The sequence below is a fragment of the Enhydrobacter aerosaccus genome (assembly GCF_900167455.1).
GTDB lineage: Bacteria > Pseudomonadota > Alphaproteobacteria > Reyranellales > Reyranellaceae > Reyranella > Reyranella aerosaccus.
On the sequence record NZ_FUWJ01000011.1, the window covers coordinates 198,333 to 217,445 of the forward strand.

18 protein-coding genes are annotated in these 19,113 nt (G+C 65.1%); 11 read left to right on the top strand and 7 right to left on the bottom strand.

Going from position 1 to position 19,113, the window contains the following annotated elements; genetic code table 11:
- Positions 1-58 precede the first annotated feature (58 nt).
- The 6 genes from B5D62_RS27330 to B5D62_RS27355 are packed head-to-tail and all read left to right on the top strand — an operon-like array spanning position 59 to position 6,999.
- Positions 59-2,134: an adenylate/guanylate cyclase domain-containing protein gene (locus tag B5D62_RS27330; protein WP_085937227.1), complete on the top strand. Its 2,076-nt coding sequence runs from the start codon at positions 59-61 to the stop codon at positions 2,132-2,134.
- A complete protein-coding gene (locus tag B5D62_RS27335) occupies positions 2,131-2,838 on the top strand; it encodes a 50S ribosomal protein L11 methyltransferase (RefSeq protein ID WP_085937228.1) in 708 nt (235 codons plus the stop codon). The genes B5D62_RS27330 and B5D62_RS27335 overlap by 4 nt, the downstream gene beginning before the upstream one ends.
- Before the next feature lies 1 nt (position 2,839).
- A complete protein-coding gene (locus tag B5D62_RS27340) occupies positions 2,840-4,525 on the top strand; it encodes a transporter substrate-binding domain-containing protein (RefSeq protein WP_170921165.1) in 1,686 nt (561 codons plus the stop codon).
- Entirely contained in the window at positions 4,522-5,145 is a 624-nt protein-coding gene (locus B5D62_RS27345; protein WP_085937230.1) for a hypothetical protein, read from the top strand. Before B5D62_RS27340 ends, B5D62_RS27345 begins: the two co-directional genes overlap by 4 nt.
- The gene (locus tag B5D62_RS27350; protein WP_085937231.1) at positions 5,142-6,131 is read left to right on the top strand and encodes a tripartite tricarboxylate transporter substrate binding protein; all 990 of its coding nucleotides are present in this window, start codon (positions 5,142-5,144) and stop codon (positions 6,129-6,131) included. Before B5D62_RS27345 ends, B5D62_RS27350 begins: the two co-directional genes overlap by 4 nt.
- A gap of 4 nt (positions 6,132-6,135) precedes the next feature.
- Complete coding sequence (locus tag B5D62_RS27355; protein ID WP_085937232.1) at positions 6,136-6,999, top strand: SDR family oxidoreductase; 864 nt, start codon at positions 6,136-6,138, stop codon at positions 6,997-6,999.
- A gap of 59 nt (positions 7,000-7,058) precedes the next feature.
- Here B5D62_RS27355 and B5D62_RS27360 read toward each other — a convergent pair whose 3' ends face one another.
- Complete coding sequence (locus tag B5D62_RS27360; protein ID WP_085937233.1) at positions 7,059-8,051, bottom strand: sugar-binding transcriptional regulator; 993 nt, start codon at positions 8,049-8,051, stop codon at positions 7,059-7,061.
- A 125-nt stretch (positions 8,052-8,176) separates the two neighbouring features.
- Between B5D62_RS27360 and B5D62_RS27365 the strand changes: the two genes are divergently transcribed.
- Together B5D62_RS27365 and B5D62_RS27370 are read left to right on the top strand one after the other, a co-directional pair.
- Entirely contained in the window at positions 8,177-9,400 is a 1,224-nt protein-coding gene (locus B5D62_RS27365) for an ABC transporter substrate-binding protein (RefSeq protein WP_419188823.1), read from the top strand.
- Positions 9,401-9,407: 7 nt separating this feature from the next.
- Complete coding sequence (locus B5D62_RS27370) at positions 9,408-10,454, top strand: uroporphyrinogen decarboxylase/cobalamine-independent methonine synthase family protein (RefSeq protein WP_170921166.1); 1,047 nt, start codon at positions 9,408-9,410, stop codon at positions 10,452-10,454.
- Between the two features lie 35 nt (positions 10,455-10,489).
- Here B5D62_RS27370 and B5D62_RS27375 read toward each other — a convergent pair whose 3' ends face one another.
- From B5D62_RS27375 to B5D62_RS27395, 5 genes are all read right to left on the bottom strand, one after another.
- Positions 10,490-11,437 (bottom strand): alpha/beta hydrolase, encoded by a 948-nt coding sequence (locus B5D62_RS27375; RefSeq protein WP_085937236.1) that lies wholly within the window; start codon positions 11,435-11,437, stop codon positions 10,490-10,492.
- 56 nt (positions 11,438-11,493) lie between these two features.
- Positions 11,494-12,465 carry a Bug family tripartite tricarboxylate transporter substrate binding protein gene (locus tag B5D62_RS27380; RefSeq protein WP_085937237.1) on the bottom strand — a complete coding sequence of 324 codons (972 nt, stop codon included), beginning with the start codon at positions 12,463-12,465 and terminating at the stop codon, positions 11,494-11,496.
- Between the two features lie 67 nt (positions 12,466-12,532).
- Positions 12,533-13,060, bottom strand: coding sequence for a chromate transporter (locus tag B5D62_RS27385; protein WP_085937238.1), 528 nt, complete (start codon positions 13,058-13,060; stop codon positions 12,533-12,535).
- The gene (locus B5D62_RS27390; protein WP_085937239.1) at positions 13,057-13,641 is read right to left on the bottom strand and encodes a chromate transporter; all 585 of its coding nucleotides are present in this window, start codon (positions 13,639-13,641) and stop codon (positions 13,057-13,059) included. Before B5D62_RS27390 ends, B5D62_RS27385 begins: the two co-directional genes overlap by 4 nt.
- A gap of 80 nt (positions 13,642-13,721) precedes the next feature.
- The gene (locus B5D62_RS27395; RefSeq protein ID WP_085937240.1) at positions 13,722-14,378 is read right to left on the bottom strand and encodes a glutathione S-transferase family protein; all 657 of its coding nucleotides are present in this window, start codon (positions 14,376-14,378) and stop codon (positions 13,722-13,724) included.
- A gap of 85 nt (positions 14,379-14,463) precedes the next feature.
- Here B5D62_RS27395 and B5D62_RS27400 point away from each other — a divergent pair, with 85 nt between their 5' ends.
- The 3 genes from B5D62_RS27400 (at position 14,464) to scpA (ending at position 18,639) form a co-directional block, all read left to right on the top strand.
- Positions 14,464-15,675, top strand: coding sequence for a polyhydroxyalkanoate depolymerase (locus tag B5D62_RS27400; RefSeq protein WP_085937241.1), 1,212 nt, complete (start codon positions 14,464-14,466; stop codon positions 15,673-15,675).
- A 49-nt stretch (positions 15,676-15,724) separates the two neighbouring features.
- Positions 15,725-16,375, top strand: a complete 651-nt coding sequence (locus tag B5D62_RS27405) for a LysE family translocator (protein WP_085937242.1) — start codon at positions 15,725-15,727, stop codon at positions 16,373-16,375.
- Positions 16,376-16,482: 107 nt separating this feature from the next.
- On the top strand, positions 16,483-18,639 hold the full coding sequence (gene scpA / locus B5D62_RS27410) for a methylmalonyl-CoA mutase (protein WP_085937243.1): 2,157 nt from the start codon (positions 16,483-16,485) through the stop codon (positions 18,637-18,639).
- 106 nt (positions 18,640-18,745) lie between these two features.
- Here the strand turns inward: scpA and B5D62_RS27415 are convergent.
- Positions 18,746-19,113 (bottom strand): autotransporter outer membrane beta-barrel domain-containing protein (locus B5D62_RS27415; protein ID WP_139374117.1); only part of this gene is annotated, 368 nt, incomplete at its 5' end.

The following is a 19,113-nucleotide window of genomic DNA, read 5'->3' on the forward strand; positions in this document are numbered from 1 at the left end:
CGCGGTTGCGGTAAAATTAGTTCCGCGCGATTGCGGATGCGACTCGAACAGCCGGTAGATGATCTCCTTCTTTAAGCGCGATTGGCGGCTGAAGCCGAGCATCCTTGCCCTGTTCGTGGTCCTGACCGTGCCGGTCTCCGTCACGATCGTGGCGGTGACGTTCCTGTCCAACGAATCGATCGCGCGCATTGATGCCGAGACCCTGGTCGACCGGTTTCGGGTCACGAGCACGAAAGACGCAGAAAGCGACTTCGACGGCATCAAGGCCATGGCGAGGACGGCGGCAGTCCTCGGCAGCGAACAGCCGGACTTCTATTTCAATGACCGTTCGCTGGGGTACCTCGACAGTATCCTGCTTTCGAACGACAAGATCGTCAGCGCCTATGTCGGCCTCAACGACGGCACCTTCCGGCAGGCCCGGCGCATCGATCCCCAGGTCAAGATCCAGGGCAAGCTGCCGCCAGCCGGCGCGCGCTTCGCCTATCGCTGGATCGTGAAGGGCAATGACGGGATCTTGCTGGACCGATACGAGTTTCGCAATGCCGAGGGAGTCGTCCTCGGGACCTCACAAGAGGAGACGAGTTACGATCCGCGGCAGCGGGTCTGGTACCGCTTTACCGTACAGGCAGGCTCGACATTCACGACCGAGCCCGATGTCTTCGCTGCGCTGGGATTGATCGGCTTCACCATCGCCGCGCCATTTTCCGCCGACGGCAGGACACTCGGCGTCGCCGCCATAGACATGACGCTCGACGGGCTGTCGGCGTATCTCGCCGAGCGCAAGATCAGCGCAGGCACGCGGAGCTACATCCTGGATTCGCGCGGGCTGGTAATCGCCAACTCGGACATGTCCAAGACCTACACGAACAACGATGGCCAGGTCGAATTGCGGCATCTGACCGAAGTCGGAGGCGAGCTGGTGGCGGCCGCCTTTACCGAGCGTCCCGAAGGGCGGGAGAAGCTGTACACCTTCTTCCACGACGGCGACGAGTATGTCGCCAGCCTGACTGCCCTGCCTCCGGCATTCGGCAAGCGCTGGCAACTGTTCGTGCTCACGCCGCTTTCGGATTTCACCCGGCCGTTCGAGAAGAACAACCATCGCATGCTGCTGTTCGGGCTGGTGGCCACCGCCCTGCAGCTCGTGATCATCTACCTGCTGTCGGGCATCGTCTCAGCGCCCCTCGAGCGGCTGGCGCGCAAGGTCGATCGCATCCAGGAATTCGAAGGGGAGAGCCTGCCCAGCCCGCAATCGGCCATTCGCGAGATCTCCGTCCTGTCGCGTGCGATCGACACGCTCGATTCGGCAGCCAAGGCCTTCGCCGCCTTCGTGCCGGTGGGGCTCGTGAAGCAGCTGCTGCAGTCGGATCAGAAGCTCGAGCTCGGCGGGCACAGCCGTTTCCTGACCATCTTCTTCTCCGATCTGGAGGCCTTCTCCACACTCTCCGAGGAGGTGCCGTCCCAGGAGCTGCTGCTCCGCATTTCTGCCTACTTCGCGCTCGTCACGCGGATCGTGAATGCCGAGCACGGCACGATCGACAAATTCCTCGGCGACGGCGTCATGGCCTTCTGGGGCGCGCCTGCGCTGCTGGAAGATCATGCCTGGCTCGCCTGTGTGGCCGCCCTCAGGATCCAGCGCGGCATGGAAGAGCTGAACACGCAGTGGCGCGAGCAGGGGTTGAAGCCGCTCAATCTCCGCATCGGCATTCACAGCGATGCGGTCCTCGTCGGCAATGTCGGGTCGCGCGAGCGCATGAGCTACACGGTGATCGGCGACGGTGTGAACGTCGCGGCGCGCCTCGAGGGCATCAACAAGGAATACGGCACGCGGGTCTGCATCAGCCATAGCGTGTTCAAGGAAGCGGGCGAACGGCTGTGCGTGCGCCCGATCGAGGAGGTCGTGGTCAAGGGCCGACGCGCCAGGATCCCGATCTACGAGCTGCTGGGAGTCTACGGCGCCGGACCCGAACTGGAGCCTGATCCGGCGCTGCAGCGGCTTGGCGAACTGAGCAGAGACGCCTATGCCGCCTGGTCGGCGCAAAAGCCGGAGGCGCTCGACCTCTACAAGAAGATCCTTTGCGAGTTTCCGACCGATGGCCTTGCCAAGGCCTTCGTTGCCCGGCTCGGTTCGGCATGACGAACACGGTGCCTCTCCTGTCGTCGCGAACGATCAGTACGTTGCGGCCCAGCGAGTATACGGGTGCTCTGATCCAGGCGCTGCGCACGGCGCCCGAACGAATTGCTGGCGCGGCGGTGATCGAGATCGGATCGGGGAGCGGGGTGATCCTGGCGGCCATGGCTTCCCTCGGTGCCGCTTCCCTGTGCGGCGTCGATATCGAACATGAAGCGGTGCTGGCCGGCGCCGAGCTGCTGGCAAGCCTCGGCTACGGCGATGTGTCCCGCTTCCATCACGGCAACCTGTGGGAGCCGGTGCAGGGACAGCGTTTCGACCTCGTCGTCGCCAACCTGCCCCATTTTCCGATGGCCCGCGGCAAGGTGCCGGGGCGGCGTCCGAGCTGGAGTTCCGGCGGCATCGACGGTCGACGACTGCTCGACCCGTTCCTCGATGGATTGGGTGACCACCTGGCCGGGCGCGGCCGCGCCATCATCACCCACAACGGTTTCGTCTGTCTCGATCGGTCGCGTGAGATCCTGAGGCGGCATGGCCTTGGAGCCGAGGTGATCTTCACGACGTTGGTGCATCTTCCTCCCGAGAAGATGGAGTTGATGACCGATAGCGTCCTCGCGGCGGAGGAGGGGCGAACCATCCTGCGGTATGGTCCCTATGCCTTCGGCGAGATGCATATCGTCGAAATCGCCGCCCTGCAGACACCAGGCTGAGATGCGCCTGCTGCGACGTTGCGCGCTCGCTCTCCGTACCGCCCTGGCTGTGTTGGTCCTGCTCGGTGGGTCGGTCGCGGCGCGCGAAGACGATTCTCCCGATGCCCGATTGGCGCGCCTACTCGAGGAGGCACGCGATGCTGCCGACACCGCAGCCTGCAGCTCACCGGACACCGATCGCCTGGTGCGGATCTTCTGTGCCGGCCATATCCGCGTTGGCATCCGTGAATACTATCCTTTGTTCGCGACGCGGGTCGGCAATGTCCGCGACGGCTACGAAGTCGATGTCGCGCAGGCGCTGGCGAAGAAGCTCGGTGTCGATGTCGAGTTTCTCAGGGTGAATGCCGCCAGCCGCATTCCCCTGCTTGCCGAGGACCGCATCGATCTCATCATCGCCACCATGGGGCACAACACGCAGCGGGACACCCAGGTCCGCTTCATTCGGCCTCATTACTATCGCTCGGAGACGATCGTCGTCGGTCCGAAGCCGCTGGCGATAACCGGTTGGGATGACATTCCCGGCCGCACGGTTTGCGTTACGATCGGCAACGGCTCGAACGCCGATCTGGTCGCGCACGATGCCCGCCTGCTGCTGTTCGACGAGGCGGGCGTGCTGCCGGATCGGCTGCTGGACGGCACCTGCACGCTGGCGGCCCAGGACGACAGCTTCTTCGCCGATGCCTTCACCGAGCCAGGCTTCGCCGCGCGCTTCGACACCAAATTCGGCTTCGCCCAGGTGCCGTGGGGGATGGCGGTCGCGCGCGAGCACAGCGACCGGTTGGCAACCGCGCTGGATCTCATCAGCCAGATCTTCCACCGCGACGGCGTCTTTCTCGAGATTGCGCGCAAGCATCATATCGCCACGGGTTTCCTCCAGGAGCAGCGCAAGCTCTGGTCCAGCCCGACCTGCAACACGGCCACCGGTTTCACGAACCGGGCATGTCTGTTGCCGGCGTTCGACGCCGAACTCGAGCCGACGCCCTTCGCGGGAGCGGTGACCGATTTCGAGGACTGGTTCTCGGCGCTGACGGGCGTCGAGCTGTCCCTGCCGATGCTGAAGACGATGCCGGCCTGGTCATTGTTTCTGAGCGGCATCGCCAACACGCTCGTGCTGATTGCCGGGGCGCTGTCGGGCACGCTGCTGTTCGCCCTGCTGATCGGGCTGGCCCTCAGTTCGACGCATCGCCTGCCGCGATGGCTGGCGCGCGGCCTGGTGGTCGTCCTCCAGTCCTCGCCGATCGTTCTCACGCTCGTGGTCGCTTCGGCCGTTACGCATGCGCTTTTGCCCTACTCGGCGGCGACGGCGCTCGGCGCGGCCATTGTCGCGCTCGGCCTCGTGAATGGCAGCAATGCCGGCCAGGCGATCGGCGAGGCGATGGCATCGCTGCGCGCCGAAGAGGCGGCATCGGGGCGACATGTAGACCAATTGTTCGTGCGAGCAGTCGGTCGTGCGGCGACACAGATCGTGGCGTTTCTCATCAATGCGGCGAAGGGAACGCCCATTGCCAGCTTCATCGGCGCGCCCGAGCTTCTAAGCGCCCTGACCGATATCACGTCCTTCTCCAGCGGTCGGGCCACCACCTACACGCTGCTGCTGGTCTTCTACACCCTGGTCGTCATCGTCGTCGTCGCCCTGTGCCGCCGTCTGCAGGTGGCGCTCGAAGGTCGGCAGGTGCCAGCCCGATGATCTCCTTCGATCAGATCGTATCGAGCTTCCTGCCGTCGTTGCTGGAAGGCATGGCGGTGAACTTCGAGATCGCGGGCATCGCCATCGCCCTCGGCCTGGCGCTCGGCCTGATCCTGGCGCTTGCGCGGTTGCGCGGCGGCGCCGGCGGTGCGGTGGCGGCCTCGGCCATCACCCTGATGCGCGCCGCTCCGACCTTCGTCGTCATGTTCTTCCTGCTGAACGCCCTGCCGCGCGGCGCCGCCGTCTCCGGCGTGATGGCGGTGGCGTTGTCGTTGCTGCCCTATTCGGCGGCGTTCGTCGCCGACAGCGGCGTCGATGCCTTACGCCATGTCCGCGCCGGTTCCATGCTGGGAGCGCTCCTGTTCCTGCCGAATGTCATGCGCGCCTTCTTCGTGCTGGTGATGTCCTCCAGCGCCGGGGCGGCGATCGGCGTTGGCGAAGGCATCGCCGCGATCCTGCACGAGGCCGAGCGGCTTTCGTCCCTGGATGACCGGCTGATCCTGTTCGCGATCGGCGTCGCCGCGTTCGGGGTGCCGCTGCAGTTTGGTTTCGCCCTTCTCCGGTTCGTGCAGAAGTGGCTCGGTATTCACCTGACGCGCAACCGCCAAGAGGCAACATGATCAACAAGGCCCGCCATCCAGTTCTCGCTCGCCGCTCCCTGCTGCTGGGGGCAGGGCTGTCGGCTCTCGCCGGCGCCGCCCGCGGCCAGGCCTATCCCAACCGGCCGATTCGCATTGTCGTGCCTTATTCGGCAGGTGGCGGCGCCGATACCACGGCGAGGCTGATCGCGCCGAAGCTGCAGGAGGCGCTGGGCGAGACGATCGTGATCGACAACCGGCCGGGCGCCGGCGGGGTGATCGGCGACGACGTCGTGGCGAAGTCGCCGCCGGACGGCTACACGCTGCTGATCGGCGCCTTTGCCCACGCGGTGAACCCGTCGCTCCTGCCGAAAATGCCATTCAAGACGCCAGACGATTTCGCGCCCATCTCGCTCCTGGTGACGGTGCCGGAGTTGCTGGTGATCACGCCGTCGCATCCCGCAAAGACGGTGGCCGATCTCGTCGCGATGGCCAAGGCGCAGCCCGGCAAGCTGTTTTATGCCTCCTCGGGCAACGGCAGCGCTCAGCATCTCGCGGCCGAGCTGTTCAAGATGCGCACCGGCACCGATATCGGGCACGTCCCCTACAAGGGCGGTGGACTTGCCGTGGCCGATGTGGCTGCCGGCCACGTGCCCTTCTATTTCGGCAACATGTCGAGTGCGCTGCCGCAAGCGCGGGCCGGGCGGGTGCGGGCGCTCGCCGTCACCAGCCCGCAGCGCTCGCCGGCAGCCCCGGAGATTCCGACCATGGCCGAGGCGGGCGTGCCGGGCTGCGAGATCTCCGAATGGAATGCCTTGATGGCGCCGGCTGGCACGTCACCCGAGGTGATCGAGCGGCTGCATGTCGAGGTGGCAAAGATCATGCGCATGCCCGACATCAAGGAGAAGTTCGCCGATCTCGGTGCCGACACGATCGGCTCGACGCCACAGGAACTCGCGACATTCCTGGCGGCCGAGATGGCCAAGTGGGCCGAAGTCGTGAAGGCCGCCAACATCAAGATCGAATAGGTCCATGTCCTACCGTTCCATCTTCCGTCCCGGCCTGTTTGCCGGACAGACCATCGTGGTGACCGGAGGCGGCTCCGGCATCGGCCGATGCACCGCTCACGAACTGAAGTCGCTCGGGGCGCGTCTCGCCCTGATCGGACGCACGGCCGAGAAGCTGGAGCACGTGAAAGAGGAACTGGGGGATCCCGATACCTTCACTTTTGCCGCCGATCTGCGGAAGGAAGATCAAGTCAAGGCAGCGATCGACGGCGTAATGGCCTGGAGCGGCCGCATCGATGGACTCGTCAACAATGCGGGCGGGCAGTTTCCGGCGCAGCTCAAGGACATCTCCTTGAACGGCTGGAACGCCGTCGTCGCCAACAATCTGACGGCGACGTTTCTCGTCTCGAAGGAAGTCTATCTGCGCTGGATGGAGAAGAATGGCGGCGCGATCGTCAATGTCGGTGCCGACTGGGACCTCGGCAACCCGGGCATGGGCCATAATGGAGCGGCGCGAGCGGGGCAGGTGAACTTCACCTTCACGGCCTCGATCGAGTGGGCCCATTCGGGTGTGCGCGTGAACTCGGTGATTCCGGGCTTCATCGCGTCCTCGGGGCTCGATCGCTATCCCGAACGTGCGCACGAGGCGCTGCGCTCCGTGCGCTCACGCATTCCGCTGAAGCGCCATGGTACCGAGTCCGAGATCGCAGGTGCCATCGTTTACCTGCTGAGCGACGCCGCCGCCTATGTGACGGGGGCGACGCTGCGCGTCGATGGCGGCCTGCACAACAACGGCAAGGCCACCTTCTACGAGGTGCCGGATCACGACAGGTCCAAGTCCTTCAACGGCTTTCCGCTGTACCGCGCCCCGGATGTGCTGAAACGCTGAAGCGCGATGGCCGTTGCTTCAGCCGTCGTCCCCTGTTCAGGCACTATAGCCCCCCGGCATCACCGCCCGCCGGCAGGCGTCCTCTGGCGTTGAGGCGGTTTCTCTTCGTCGAGTAGCGCGGTTGCAGCGGCTTCGTCGGTGATCAGAACATGCACTAATCCGGCTCGGATGCCGGCGCGAATTATAGGTGCCTTGTGCGCTCCGCCCGCCGCAAGCACGAGTTCCTTGATCGCGCGGAGCTGGTCGAGTTTCGCCGCGATCACACGCTCGACAATCGGATGCTCGACCGGCCTTCCCGCGCCGTCGAGATACTGGCCGGCAATGTCGCCGACCGCGCCCGCATCCCGCAGCGACCGCCAGGTGCTCCTGGAGATGACACCATACTCCAATGCTTTCGACTGATCCGTAAGATCGATGGCGCTAAGCAAGGCGCGGTCGATATCGCGCACACGGCCGAGCACCTCCGCCACCGGTGCGCTTCTCAGCAGGGCATCGCGCAGCTCCTTCGAGTCGGCGATCATCGGGGCGGTCACGTATCGGCATGGGGCGCCGAGCGCTCGGGCGAACAGGGCCGCCGCATCATACGGATTGACCGGTCCGCTGGAGGCGAGGCCGCCGGTCAGGGAAACCACGGTGTTGCCGCCCTCGCGCCGCCGCAGATTTTGGCCGGCGGCCCTGATCGTTCCGCCCCATGTGACACCGAGCGACTCAGAGTGGCCCAGCGTCTCCGACAGGAATTGGCCAGCGGCCGCTCCCACGACCGATCGAACATCCATTCCTTCCATGGGAGACGGGACGACCTTGACGGAGCGCAGCCCGTATCGGGCCTTGAGCTGCGATTCCAATTCCGGACAGGCTGAACGCCGGCTGTCGATGGTGATCTGGACCAGTCCCGTCGCGAGAGCCTGTCGGATGATGCGGTTCACACGCTTGCGCGTGAGATTGAGGAACCCGCCGATTTCCTCCTGGGTGCGACCTTCCTTGTAATAGTGCCAGCACACACGGGTCGCGAGATCGATGTCGAAATTCTCGTCTTCGTCCAGGATCTCCATCGCCTCGTCCTCCACACCGCCGACATCTCATAACGGGGACGAATGAGCAATCTCCGTCACATCTGTGCAACGAGCCGAGGATATATGTGCCCAAAGCGGCCCATTTGTGCCCGGAGGTGCGGATGATGGGAATTCTCGTACGACGGTCGATCGCTGTTTTGTGCGGCTTGGGTCTCCTGTTCCCATCCATTGCCGGGGCCGATTCGAACAAGGTCGTGATCGGCGTGCTGGGCGACCAGAGCGGCGTGGTGGCCGATGTCGGCGGCAAGGGCTCCGTTCTCGCTGCGCGGCTTGCCGTGGAGGACTTCGGCGGCACCGTTCTCGGCAAGCCGATCGAAATCCTCGATGCCGATCATCAGGAAAAGGTCGACATCGCCTCTTCGATTGCGCGTCAATGGTTCGACGAAAAGGGTGTCGATGCGATTGCGGACCTGCCCAATACCGGCGTGGTGCTGGCCCTGCAGGCGATTGCCAGAACCAAGCGGAAGATCCTGCTGGTGTCGGGCGCCGCGAGCACGGAAATCACCGGCAAGTCCTGTTCACCCTTCACGACCCATTGGACCGACGACACCTATGCCCTCGCCAACGGTACGGCGCGCGCCATGGTGAAGCAGCCCGGTGACAGCTGGTACTTCCTGACGGCGGATTACAGCTTCGGCTACGATCTCGAAGCCAGTGCTGCGACGACGGTTCGGTCGCTCGGCGGACGCGTGCTGGGCAGCGTGCGGCATCCTCTCGGCACCAACGACTTTTCCTCCTACCTTCTCCAGGCGCAGGCGAGTGGTGCCAAGGTGATCGGCCTCGCCAGCGCCGGCTCCGACACCGTCAACGCCATCAAGCAGGCGCGGGAGTTCGGCATTGAAAGAAGCGGACAGCGGCTCGCCGCGCTCCATGCTTTCGTGACCGATGTGAACAGCATCGGGTTGGCGACCGCTCAAGGTCTTACGGTGACGACCGGCTTCTACTGGAATGAGAACGACGGCACGCGGCAATGGTCGCAGCGCTTCTTCGCCGTCCACGGTCGCATGCCGACGCGCGAGCAGGCTGGCGTCTATGTCTCCGTGAAGCACTATCTCGCCGCCGTCAAAGCGGCAGGCACCACGGAGGCCCAGGCTGTTGCCACGATGATGCGTGAGCTTCCGGTGCAGCGCTTCGGCAACACCGCGACCGTCCGTCCCGATGGCCGGGTCGTCTACGACATCGGCGTGTACGAAGTGGTTGCGCCGGAGAAGAGCAAGGGCCCGTGGGACTTCTATCGCAAGATCGCCGACATTCCGGGAAGTCAGGCCTTCCGGCCGCTGGAGGCTGGCGGCTGCAGCCTGGCGGGACAGGCGGATGCGAAGCAGTAGGACCGCCATGACCAGCGCCATCCGCTCGACCATCGTCGGCAGCCTGCCGAAGCCTACTTGGCTGGCCGAACCCGGCATCCTCTATGCACCCTGGCGGGTGGCGCCGGAACAGCTCGACGAGGCGCAACGCGATGCGACCCGTCTCTGCGTGGCCGATCAACTGGCCGCCGGGCTCGACGTGATCACCGACGGCGAGCAGCGGCGTCGACATTACGTCTGGGGATTTCTCGGCGGCGTGGCCGGCGTCGATACGCAGAACCTGACGATGAAGCCGACGCGCGGTCAGCGCTTCAAATCGGAGTCGCCGGCGGCGCGCCTGATCGGCGAGCCGACCTATGTCGGATCACAGGCAATCGAGACGCTGCAAGCGGTCAAGGCGCTGACGGACCGGCCGGTCAAGGTCACGTTGCCGGGACCCATGACCATCGTCGACAGTCTATCCGATCAGACCGGCCGGCATTCCGACGATGATCTGGCCATGATCTTCGCGAAGCTGTTGAATCGGGAGGCGCGGGAGCTCGCGGCGGCCGGCGCGGCCGTCGTGCAGTTCGACGAGCCCTGCTTCAATATCTACCTCGCGCAGACGCGCGAATGGGGGATCGAGGCGCTGAAACGGGCGATCGATGGCGTCGAGGCCAAAACGGCGGTCCATATCTGCTACGGCTACGGCGGCAGCGAAGTCGCCGCCTGGAAGGATACCAACCACGATTGGAGCCATTACGAGCAAACATTGCCGCTGGTCGCGCAAACGGCGATCGATCAGGTCTCGATCGAGACGGCAGCCTCGACGGTCGATCTCGGCGTCCTCGAAACCTTGCAGGGAAAGGACGTGCTGCTGGGGTTGGTCAATGTCGGCAGCGAGCGGATCGAAACGCCGGATGAGATTGCCATCGGCCTGCGCAAGGCATTGGCTTACGTTCCATCCGGGTCCCTGCATGCCTGTACGGACTGCGGGCTGGTGCTGCGAAGCCGTCACGCCGCTTTCGGCAAGATGCGCGCTCTGTCGAACGCAGTCGCCATCGTCAATGCGGAGATCGGGCAGGCCGATAGCTGATTGGCCTGCCCGCGACTGTTGAGCCGTCGCCGCCTTCAGACGCCGAAATGCGCCGCCATCACCGCGGCGGCTTCGTCGTTGGCCTTCAGCCCCTGCTGCAGGAAACGCGTCAGGGAAAAGAAGCCATGGATGGTGCCGGGATAGTTGACGTAGGTCGTCTTCACGCCGGCATCGATCAGGCGGTCGGCGTAGGCGCGACCTTCGTCGCGCAGGGGATCGTGACCGGCCGTCAGCACGAACGCCGGCGGCAACCCCTTGAAGTCGCGCGCCAGCAACGGCGACAGGCGGATGTCGAACAGGTCCGTTCCGGCCGGGACATAGGCTTTCCAGAACCAGTCCATGAGGTCCTTGGTCAGGAAGTAACCCTCGGCGAACTCGCGGCGCGAGCGGCTCTCCTTGCTCGAGTCGGTAGCGGGATAGATCAGCATCTGGAAGGCGGGCATCGGACCGCCAGCATCGCGGCAGGCCTGGCTGACGACGGCCGCGATGGCGCCGCCTGCCGAGTCGCCGCCGACGGCAAGGCGGGTCGCATCCGCCTTGAACGATGCCGCATGCTCGTGGATATGGCGGAAGGCGGCGACGCCATCGTCGATCGGAGCCGGAAACGGATATTCCGGCGACAGGCGATAATCGATGGCGACGACCTGGCAGCGGCTCTTGTTGGCAAGCCGCCGGCAGGTCGAATCGTGCGTCCCGAGATTGCCGATGACGAAGCCGCCGCCGTGATAATAGATCAGTGTCGGCAGTAGCCCGTCGGGCACGCCGAGCGGCCGATAGTGGCGGAAGCGGATCTCGCCGCCGGGACCGGCGAAGGCGCCGTCGGTGACCTCGCTCACGGCGAGCGGGTCTGCCTCGCTGTCCTCGGACATCTTGTCGACTGCGGCCCGCCCGACGTTGTAGGGCAGGGTGTGCAGAAGCGGGCGCCCTTCCTTGTTCGCTTTGTCCATCAGGTCGAGCAGGGCGCGGGCTTCGGCGTCGAGCATTTCCGTGTCTCCAAGTTTGTCGAACGACTACAGGCGAAGGACAGCCGGCGCGCCGGCTATTCGAGCCTTATATTGGCCCGTCTGATAACCTCCGCCCACTTCTCTATTTCGCGGCGCTGGAGGTTGGCGAAGTCTTCCGAGGTCCCGCCACCGACGATGCCGCCGACGGCAGTGTAGGCTTCGATCAGATCCTTCGCTTTCAGCGCTTCTGCTGCGGCATCGTGCAGGCGATCGCGGTTGGCCCGCGTCGCGCCGTGGGGAGACTGCAGGCCATACCAGTTGTCCGAGTTCACGCGGCCATAGCCGAGTTCGCGCATGGTCGGGACATCGGGCAGAAGCGGCGCGCGGACATCGGAGGTCACGGCGATGGCCTTCAGGGCACCTGACTTTATGTGCGGCAGCACGACCGGAACATCGAGGATCGTGAGTTGCACCAGGCCCGCGACCAGATCGTTGGTCGCCGGAGCTGCTCCGCGATAGGGGACATGGACTGCGTCCGTGCCCGTCTCGCGCTTGAACAATTCCATGGCGAGATGGGTGATGCCGCCGGTGCCGGCACTGCCATAGGAGAATTTTCCGGGCTCGGCCTTGAGACGCTCGATCAGTGTCTTGAGGTCCGAAATTCCAAGCTTGGCATCGACCACCAGCACTTCCTGCACGCGCACGACCAGGATGACGGCGGCCAGGTCGCGCAAGGCATTGTACGGCATGTTCGTCATCAGGGTCGGCATGATCGCGCCGGCCGACGCGCTCGTCAGGCCCATCACATGGGCATCGCCGACGGCCTTGGCGACGAAGTCCATGCCGGCGACGCCCGCCACGCCGCTCTTGTTCTCGACCACGACGGGTTTGCCGAGATTTTCCGACATGCCTTTGGCGAGATAGCGCCCGAAGATGTCGGCAGGACCGCCGGGCGGGAAGGGCACGATCATCGTGAGGGGCTTGGCGGGAAAGGTCGGCTGCTGCGCGAGGGCGGACACGGCCGGCAATGCGGCCACCCCCGCGAGCGTCGCTCGGCGGGTGAGCATAACGGTTTCCTCCACTTCAGTTGGACGACTGTGCGCGGCACCGCGCGGATCGGCAAGCGTGTCGGATCTACTGTCCGAGGCCGGTCCAGCCGACGGCCGCACCGGCGGCCAGCAGCCACAAGGGATGCAAGCGTGTCCTTACGGCGACGATGGCACAACCGGCGGTGATGGCGGCCAGCACCCATTCATGATCGGACGCCTGCACGATCAGGACGGCGCTGGCGGCCACCAATCCGATCGAAATCGGCACCAGGCCGGTCTGAATGGCACGCCGCCAGGTTTGATCCTTGAAGCGGCGCCACAGTCGTAAAGCGACGCAAGTGACGATCGACGACGGGCCGAACATACCCAACGTCGCCACGGCCAGACCGCTCCATCCGGCGACCTGCCAGCCGATCAGGGGAGCGACCATCATGTTGGGCCCGGGCGCCGCCTGCGCAAGGGCGAACAAGGCGGCAAATTCCGGGTCGCTCATCCAGTGATAGACGTTGACCGCCTGACGATGCATCTCGGGCAGGATGGTGTTCCCACCGCCGAAGGCCAGAAGCGAGAGCTGGGAGAAGAGCAGGGCGATGGAGACCAGGGTCGAGTTCATGTCCCGGTCTTCCTGATGGCGGCGATGCTGAGCGGCGCCAGAACCAGCATGGTCGGCAGAAGCGGAAAATGAAACACCGCGATGGCGGCGAAGCAGATCACCGCAAAGGCGATGGCGACCGGTTTCTTGCGAAGCGGCAGAGCGAGCTTCACGGCCATCGACACCAGCAGGCCGGCGGCCGCGGCGGCAAGGCCGGCAAACATGTGCACGACGTGCGGATCGGACTGGAAGCGCGCATAGATCGCCCCCAGCACGACGACGATCGCCGTTGGAGCGGCGATCAAGCCGGCCAGCGCCGCAAGCGCGCCGGGTACGCCGCGAAAGTGCAGGCCCAGCGCCGCGGCGACGTTGATCACGTTGCCGCCAGGCAGGAACTGGCACAGGCCAAGCAGCTCGGTGAATTCCTTGCCGCTCAGCCAGCGGCGTTCATCGACGATGATGTGGCGCGACAGCGGCAGGACGCCGCCGAAGCCCATCAGCCCCATCATCAGGAAGCCGCGAAACAGCTCGCCGACCGTCGGCGCATCCGTCGGCGCGGTCGGAGAATCGAAGCGTCGCTCGTCGCTGTCGCTGAGAGCCATGACCGAGAGCTAAGGACGGGTGCCCGGAATGTCCAATATATGTTTTAGCGGCGATCCATATGGATAGGGTCTTTGCGTCGCTAGAACTCGACGTCGAGTTCCTCGACTTCCTCCGGTTCGGTCTTGGCGGCGGCCGTCCAGTCGACCATCGGCGCCCAGCGCAGGATCAGATCGCGATAGGCGGCCGAGGCCGGGTCGAGCTTGACGTCATACGTGGCGAACCGGGTGCAGACCGGCGCATACATGGCATCCGCGATGGTCGGCTTTGCCCCGAACAGATAAGGTCCCCCATAGCGCTGCAAACAGTCGCGCCAGATGGCCGTGACGCGGTCGATATCGGCTTGCGCGCCGGCCCATACCTTGAAGCCGTCGTGATGGACCTTGAGATTCATCGGCAGGGCCGAGCGCAGGTTGGCGAAGCCGGAATGCATCTCGCCACAGACCGCGCGGCAGTGAGCCCGGGCCACTGGATCTGTGGGCAAGAGTTCAGCCTCGGGCTTGATCTCGTTGAGATATTCGCCGATAGCCAGCGTGTCCCACACTTTGACAGGGCCGTGCTCCAGGCAGGGCACCAGGAATGAGGGCGAAAGCAGCAGCAGTTCGGCCCGGGTCGCCGGATCGTCGATCGGCGCCACCCGTTCTGCGAAATCCAGCCCGGCCATCCGGCAGAGCAGCCAGCCGCGAAGCGACCAGGAGGAATAGTTCTTGCTACTGACAGTTAGAGAAGCCTCGGCCATAGGCGCCAACCCTCCCGGTCCGGCGTGTATCGTCTGTGTTTCGAGCGTTTCCTAAGGATGCAATTTCCGAGCCGGTCGCCCCTCGATGCTTTACGCTTTTTACCAGACCGCCACTGACATCACACTGCCCATGCGGATCTGGGCAACCGCGGCGGGCCAAGGCCTCGGCCTGGGCGGAGAAGCCAGTGTGCAGAGATGGCGGGCCGCCTCTGCCCTGTGCGAGATGATGAGCCGGGCGGTGCTCAGCCACCGCCGGCCGGCCTTCGGCATCGAAGAGGTCAAGGTCGGCAAGCAGACGGTGCCGGTGCGCGAAGAAGAGGTCATGGCCACGCCCTTCGGCACGCTGCTGCGTTTCGTCAAGGAAGGCGTTGCTCCCCAGCCCAAGGTCCTCGTGGTGGCGCCGCTTTCCGGTCATTTCGCTACCTTGCTGCGCGATACCGTGCGTGTCCTGCTGCCCGAACATGACGTCCATATTACCGATTGGGCGAATGCGCGCGATGTCGCCATCTGGAGTGGCCGCTTCGGCTTCGACGAATATGTCGAACATCTGATTTTGTTCCTGGAAGCCATGGGCCCCGCTTCGCATGTCGTGGCCGTGTGCCAGCCCTGCGTGCAGGCTCTGGCCGCGGCGGCGATCATGGCCGAGGATGACCATCCGGCCCAGCCGCACAGCCTGACCTTGATGGCCGGTCCCATCGACACGCGCATCAATCCGACCAAGGTGAACGAACTCGCGACCGGGCGGCCGATCTCCTGGTTCGAACAGAACCTGATCGCGCGTGTGCCCTTGCGCTATCCGGGCGCCACGCGGCGGGTCTATCCCGGCTTTCTGCAGCTCACGGCGTTCATGAGCATGAATCTCGAACGCCATCTGAAGGCGCATGTCGATCTCTACAATGCCCTGGCGCGGGGGGATGAGGTCCAGGCCAACACGATCAAGACTTTCTATGACGAATATTTTGCCGTTCTCGACATGACGGCGGAGTTCTACCTCGAGACCGTGCAGTGGGTGTTCCAGGAGTTTCGTCTCGCCAAGGGCGAACTCGACTGGAAAGGCCGCCGCGTCGACCCCAAGGCGATCCGGCGCACCGCGCTCTTCACGGTCGAGGGCGAACGCGACGACATCTGCGCGATCGGGCAGACCGTCGCGGCGCACGATCTGTGCGCCAGCCTGCGACCCTATCGCAAGAAGCACTATATGCAGGCGGGCGTTGGCCATTATGGCGTCTTTGCCGGCAAGCGGTGGGCGAGCCAGATCTATCCCCTGGTGCGGAATACCATTCTCGCGAATGAGTAGCCCTGGCTGAGCTACGCGCGGATGCCATGCTTTATAGTGGCAGGCAGCCATGCTCGATCTGACCCAATTTGCCTTTTATGGCGCAGCAGCCCTGGTGTTGGCGATTACGCCGGGGCCCGGCCTCTTCTACGTTGCGGCGCGCACGCTTGCCGGTGGTCGCGCCGAGGGCATGGCCTCCAGTTTCGGGACCGGGATCGGCGGGTTCGTGCATGTCCTGGCCGGCAGCGTCGGCGTTTCAGCGATGGTGCTGGCGAGCGCGGAACTATTTGCGGCGCTCAAGCTGATCGGTGCCGCCTATCTGGTGTGGCTGGGGATTCGGACCATCCGGTCCGCCCGGCAGCAGTCGTCGGCGGGACTTGAAAACGGCTTGGCGCCGTCGGCTGTCGGGCCACTGCGAGCGTTTCGCGAAGGGGTGCTGGTCGAAGCGCTCAATCCGAAGACCGCGGCCTTCTTTCTCGCTTTCATTCCGCAATTCGTGGACGCGGGCAGCGGCCGCGTTGGCTTGCAGTTTCTGCTCCTGGGCTGCGTCTCGGTTTCGTTGAACACCTTTGCCGATGTCGCGGTTGCCCTGGTTGCCGACCGGATTCGCAACAGGACAGTGGCGCGGCCGGCGCTGATCCGACGCCTGCGGGAGGCATCCGGCGGCGCCATGATCACGCTGGGTATCGGACTGGCCCTTGCGAGGCGTCCTGCCACCTGAGGGGCCATCGAATGGTCCGCCGCTGGTGCGGGACACCATACTGGCTGCTGAAACCGGCCTCTGAATAGCGGGCTTTTCTCTCGGGAAATCCGCAGTACATTGGGGTTATGGCTGATTTTCCGAACAAGACCCTGACCGACTGGGAAACGCTCGCGACCAAGGAGCTGCGCGACAAGCCGCTCTCGTCGCTCGATTGGACGACACCCGAGGGCATCGTCGTGAAGCCGCTCTATACGGCGGCCGATCTCGAGACGCTCGAGACGCTGGGTTCGCTGCCGGGCTTCCCGCCCTTCACGCGCGGGCCGAAGGCGACGATGTATGCCGGCCGGCCGTGGACCGTCCGTCAGTATGCCGGCTTCTCGACCGCCGAGGAGAGCAACAAGTTCTATCGGGCGAACCTCGCTGCCGGTCAGATGGGTCTGTCGGTGGCGTTCGATCTCGCCACCCATCGTGGCTACGATTCCGATCATCCGCGCGTCGTCGGCGACGTGGGCAAGGCCGGCGTGGCGATCGATTCCGTCGAGGACATGAAGATCCTGTTCGACGGCATTCCGCTCGACAAGATGAGCGTGTCGATGACCATGAACGGCGCCGTGCTGCCGGTGCTGGCCGGCTACATCGTGGCCGCGGAGGAGCAGGGCGTGCCGCAGGAGAAGCTCTCCGGCACGATCCAGAACGACATCCTCAAGGAGTTCATGGTCCGGAACACCTATATCTATCCGCCCGGACCTTCTATGCGCATCGTGGCCGACATCATCGAGCACACGGCCAAGCACATGCCGAAGTTCAATTCGATCTCGATCTCCGGCTATCACATGCAGGAGGCGGGGGCGACGCTGGTGCAGGAGCTCGCCTTCACGCTGGCCGACGGTCTCGAATATGTCCGCGCCGCCAAGGCCAAGGGTCTCGATATCGACGCCTTCGCACCGCGCCTGTCGTTCTTCTTCTGCATCGGCATGAACTTCTTCATGGAAGTGGCGAAGCTGCGCGCGGCCCGCTTCCTGTGGGCCGAGCTGGTCAAGCCCTTCAACCCGAAGAAGGCCGATTCGCTGTCGCTGCGCACGCATTGCCAGACCTCGGGCGTGTCGCTGACGGAGAAGGACCCGTACAACAACATCATCCGCACCGCCTACGAGGCGATGGCGGCGGTGCTGGGCGGCACGCAATCGCTGCACACCAATTCGTTCGACGAGGCGATCGCGCTGCCGACGGTGCAGTCGGCCCGCATCGCGCGCAACACCCAGCTCATCCTGCAGCATGAGACCGGCGTGACCAAGGTGGTCGACCCTCTGGCCGGCAGCTACTACGTCGAGTCGCTGACGGCGAGCCTCATCGCCGAGGCGCGCAAGCTGATCGGCGAGGTCGAGGCGCTGGGCGGCATGACCAAGGCGGTCGAGGCCGGCATGCCGAAGATGCGCATCGAGGAGGCCGCCGCGCGCAAACAGGCCCGCATCGACCGCGGCGAGGAGATCGTGGTCGGCGTCAACAAGTTCCAGCTCAAGGAAGAGCCACCGATCGAGATCCTCGAGGTCGACAACGACCAGGTGCGCAACGCTCAGCTCGCGCGGCTGGAGAAGATCCGCACCACGCGCGACGAGGCCAAGTGCGTGGCCGCGCTCAAGGCGCTGGGCGAGGCCGCCCGTACCGGCACCGGCAATCTGCTGACGCTCAGCATCGAGGCCACCCGCGCGCGCGCGACGGTGGGCGAGATCTCGTCGGCACTCGAAGGCGTCTATGGCCGCTATCAGGCGACCATCCGCTCGATCTCCGGTGTCTATGCCGGCGAGTGGGAGGGCGACGAAGGGCTGGCGCGCATCCGCACCGACGTCTCGTCGTTCGCGGAGGAGGAGGGGCGCCGTCCGCGCCTGATGGTCGTGAAGATGGGCCAGGATGGCCACGATCGTGGTGCCAAGGTGATCGCCACCGCCTTTGCCGATCTTGGCTTCGACGTCGATATCGGACCGCTATTCCAGACTCCGGCGGAGGCCGCGCGCGCGGCGATCGAGAACGACGTCCATGTCATCGGCGTGTCGAGCCAGGCCGCCGGCCACAAGACGCTGGTACCGCAGCTCATCGACGAACTCGCCAAGCAGGGCGGTTCCGAAGTGCTGGTCGTGGTGGGCGGCGTGATCCCGGCGCAGGACTACGATTTCCTGAAGAAGGCTGGCGTGGCCGCGATCTACGGACCCGGTACCAACATCCCGGCAGCCGCTGCCGAGATCCTGTCCATCCTGCGCCATCGCAACCAGAAGCGCGCGGCGTAGGCCGCGCCTCAAGGGAGCGCGCAACTCCAGTTGCGCTCATGAAGACGCTCGTCCGCGCGGAGTAACCTCCGCGCTTTTGTAGCGCGCTCCTATGAACGGCGGCGCCTCACCACGTCATCCTGACGCCTGCGGTGAAGGCGTGGCTGGAGTCGGAGCCGGAGAGCAGGCCCTCGTAGCGGGCGTAGAGCGAGGTGGCCCGGGCGATGGCGGTGCTGGCGCCCATGCCCACCAGCAGCCCGTCGCGCTGGGGCGAGAGGCCGTAGGTCGTGAACGAGGTCGACGGCGCTCCCGCCAGCGTCGCCGACACCGGCAGCGAGGTGGAGGCATATTCGTGGCTCCAGCCCAGCTTGACCTGCAGCGCCAGCGGCTCGCCCCAGCCCAGCTGCGCCGTCCCCGCCAGCTGCGCCCCCAGCACCGAGCGCAGCGAGTTGGTCGTCTGCGGCGCCACCGTCAGGTCGAGCGACTGCGCCCCCG

Bases quoted from the DNA above. Each gene is read 5' to 3' on its own strand.
- B5D62_RS27405 (WP_085937242.1), top strand. From the start codon at position 15,725: ATGCTCGATCTGACCCAATTTGCCTTTTATGGCGCAGCAGCCCTGGTG.
- B5D62_RS27385 (WP_085937238.1), bottom strand. From the start codon at position 13,060: ATGAACTCGACCCTGGTCTCCATCGCCCTGCTCTTCTCCCAGCTCTCG.
- B5D62_RS27345 (WP_085937230.1), top strand. From the start codon at position 4,522: ATGATCTCCTTCGATCAGATCGTATCGAGCTTCCTGCCGTCGTTGCTG.
- B5D62_RS27370 (WP_170921166.1), top strand. From the start codon at position 9,408: ATGACCAGCGCCATCCGCTCGACCATCGTCGGCAGCCTGCCGAAGCCT.
- scpA (WP_085937243.1), top strand. From the start codon at position 16,483: ATGGCTGATTTTCCGAACAAGACCCTGACCGACTGGGAAACGCTCGCG.
- B5D62_RS27335 (WP_085937228.1), top strand. From the start codon at position 2,131: ATGACGAACACGGTGCCTCTCCTGTCGTCGCGAACGATCAGTACGTTG.
- B5D62_RS27350 (WP_085937231.1), top strand. From the start codon at position 5,142: ATGATCAACAAGGCCCGCCATCCAGTTCTCGCTCGCCGCTCCCTGCTG.
- B5D62_RS27380 (WP_085937237.1), bottom strand. From the start codon at position 12,465: ATGCTCACCCGCCGAGCGACGCTCGCGGGGGTGGCCGCATTGCCGGCC.
- B5D62_RS27365 (WP_419188823.1), top strand. From the start codon at position 8,177: ATGGGAATTCTCGTACGACGGTCGATCGCTGTTTTGTGCGGCTTGGGT.
- B5D62_RS27340 (WP_170921165.1), top strand. From the start codon at position 2,840: ATGCGCCTGCTGCGACGTTGCGCGCTCGCTCTCCGTACCGCCCTGGCT.
- B5D62_RS27355 (WP_085937232.1), top strand. From the start codon at position 6,136: ATGTCCTACCGTTCCATCTTCCGTCCCGGCCTGTTTGCCGGACAGACC.
- B5D62_RS27330 (WP_085937227.1), top strand. From the start codon at position 59: ATGATCTCCTTCTTTAAGCGCGATTGGCGGCTGAAGCCGAGCATCCTT.
- B5D62_RS27375 (WP_085937236.1), bottom strand. From the start codon at position 11,437: ATGCTCGACGCCGAAGCCCGCGCCCTGCTCGACCTGATGGACAAAGCG.
- B5D62_RS27395 (WP_085937240.1), bottom strand. From the start codon at position 14,378: ATGGCCGAGGCTTCTCTAACTGTCAGTAGCAAGAACTATTCCTCCTGG.
- B5D62_RS27400 (WP_085937241.1), top strand. From the start codon at position 14,464: ATGCTTTACGCTTTTTACCAGACCGCCACTGACATCACACTGCCCATG.
- B5D62_RS27390 (WP_085937239.1), bottom strand. From the start codon at position 13,641: ATGGCTCTCAGCGACAGCGACGAGCGACGCTTCGATTCTCCGACCGCG.
- B5D62_RS27360 (WP_085937233.1), bottom strand. From the start codon at position 8,051: ATGGAGATCCTGGACGAAGACGAGAATTTCGACATCGATCTCGCGACC.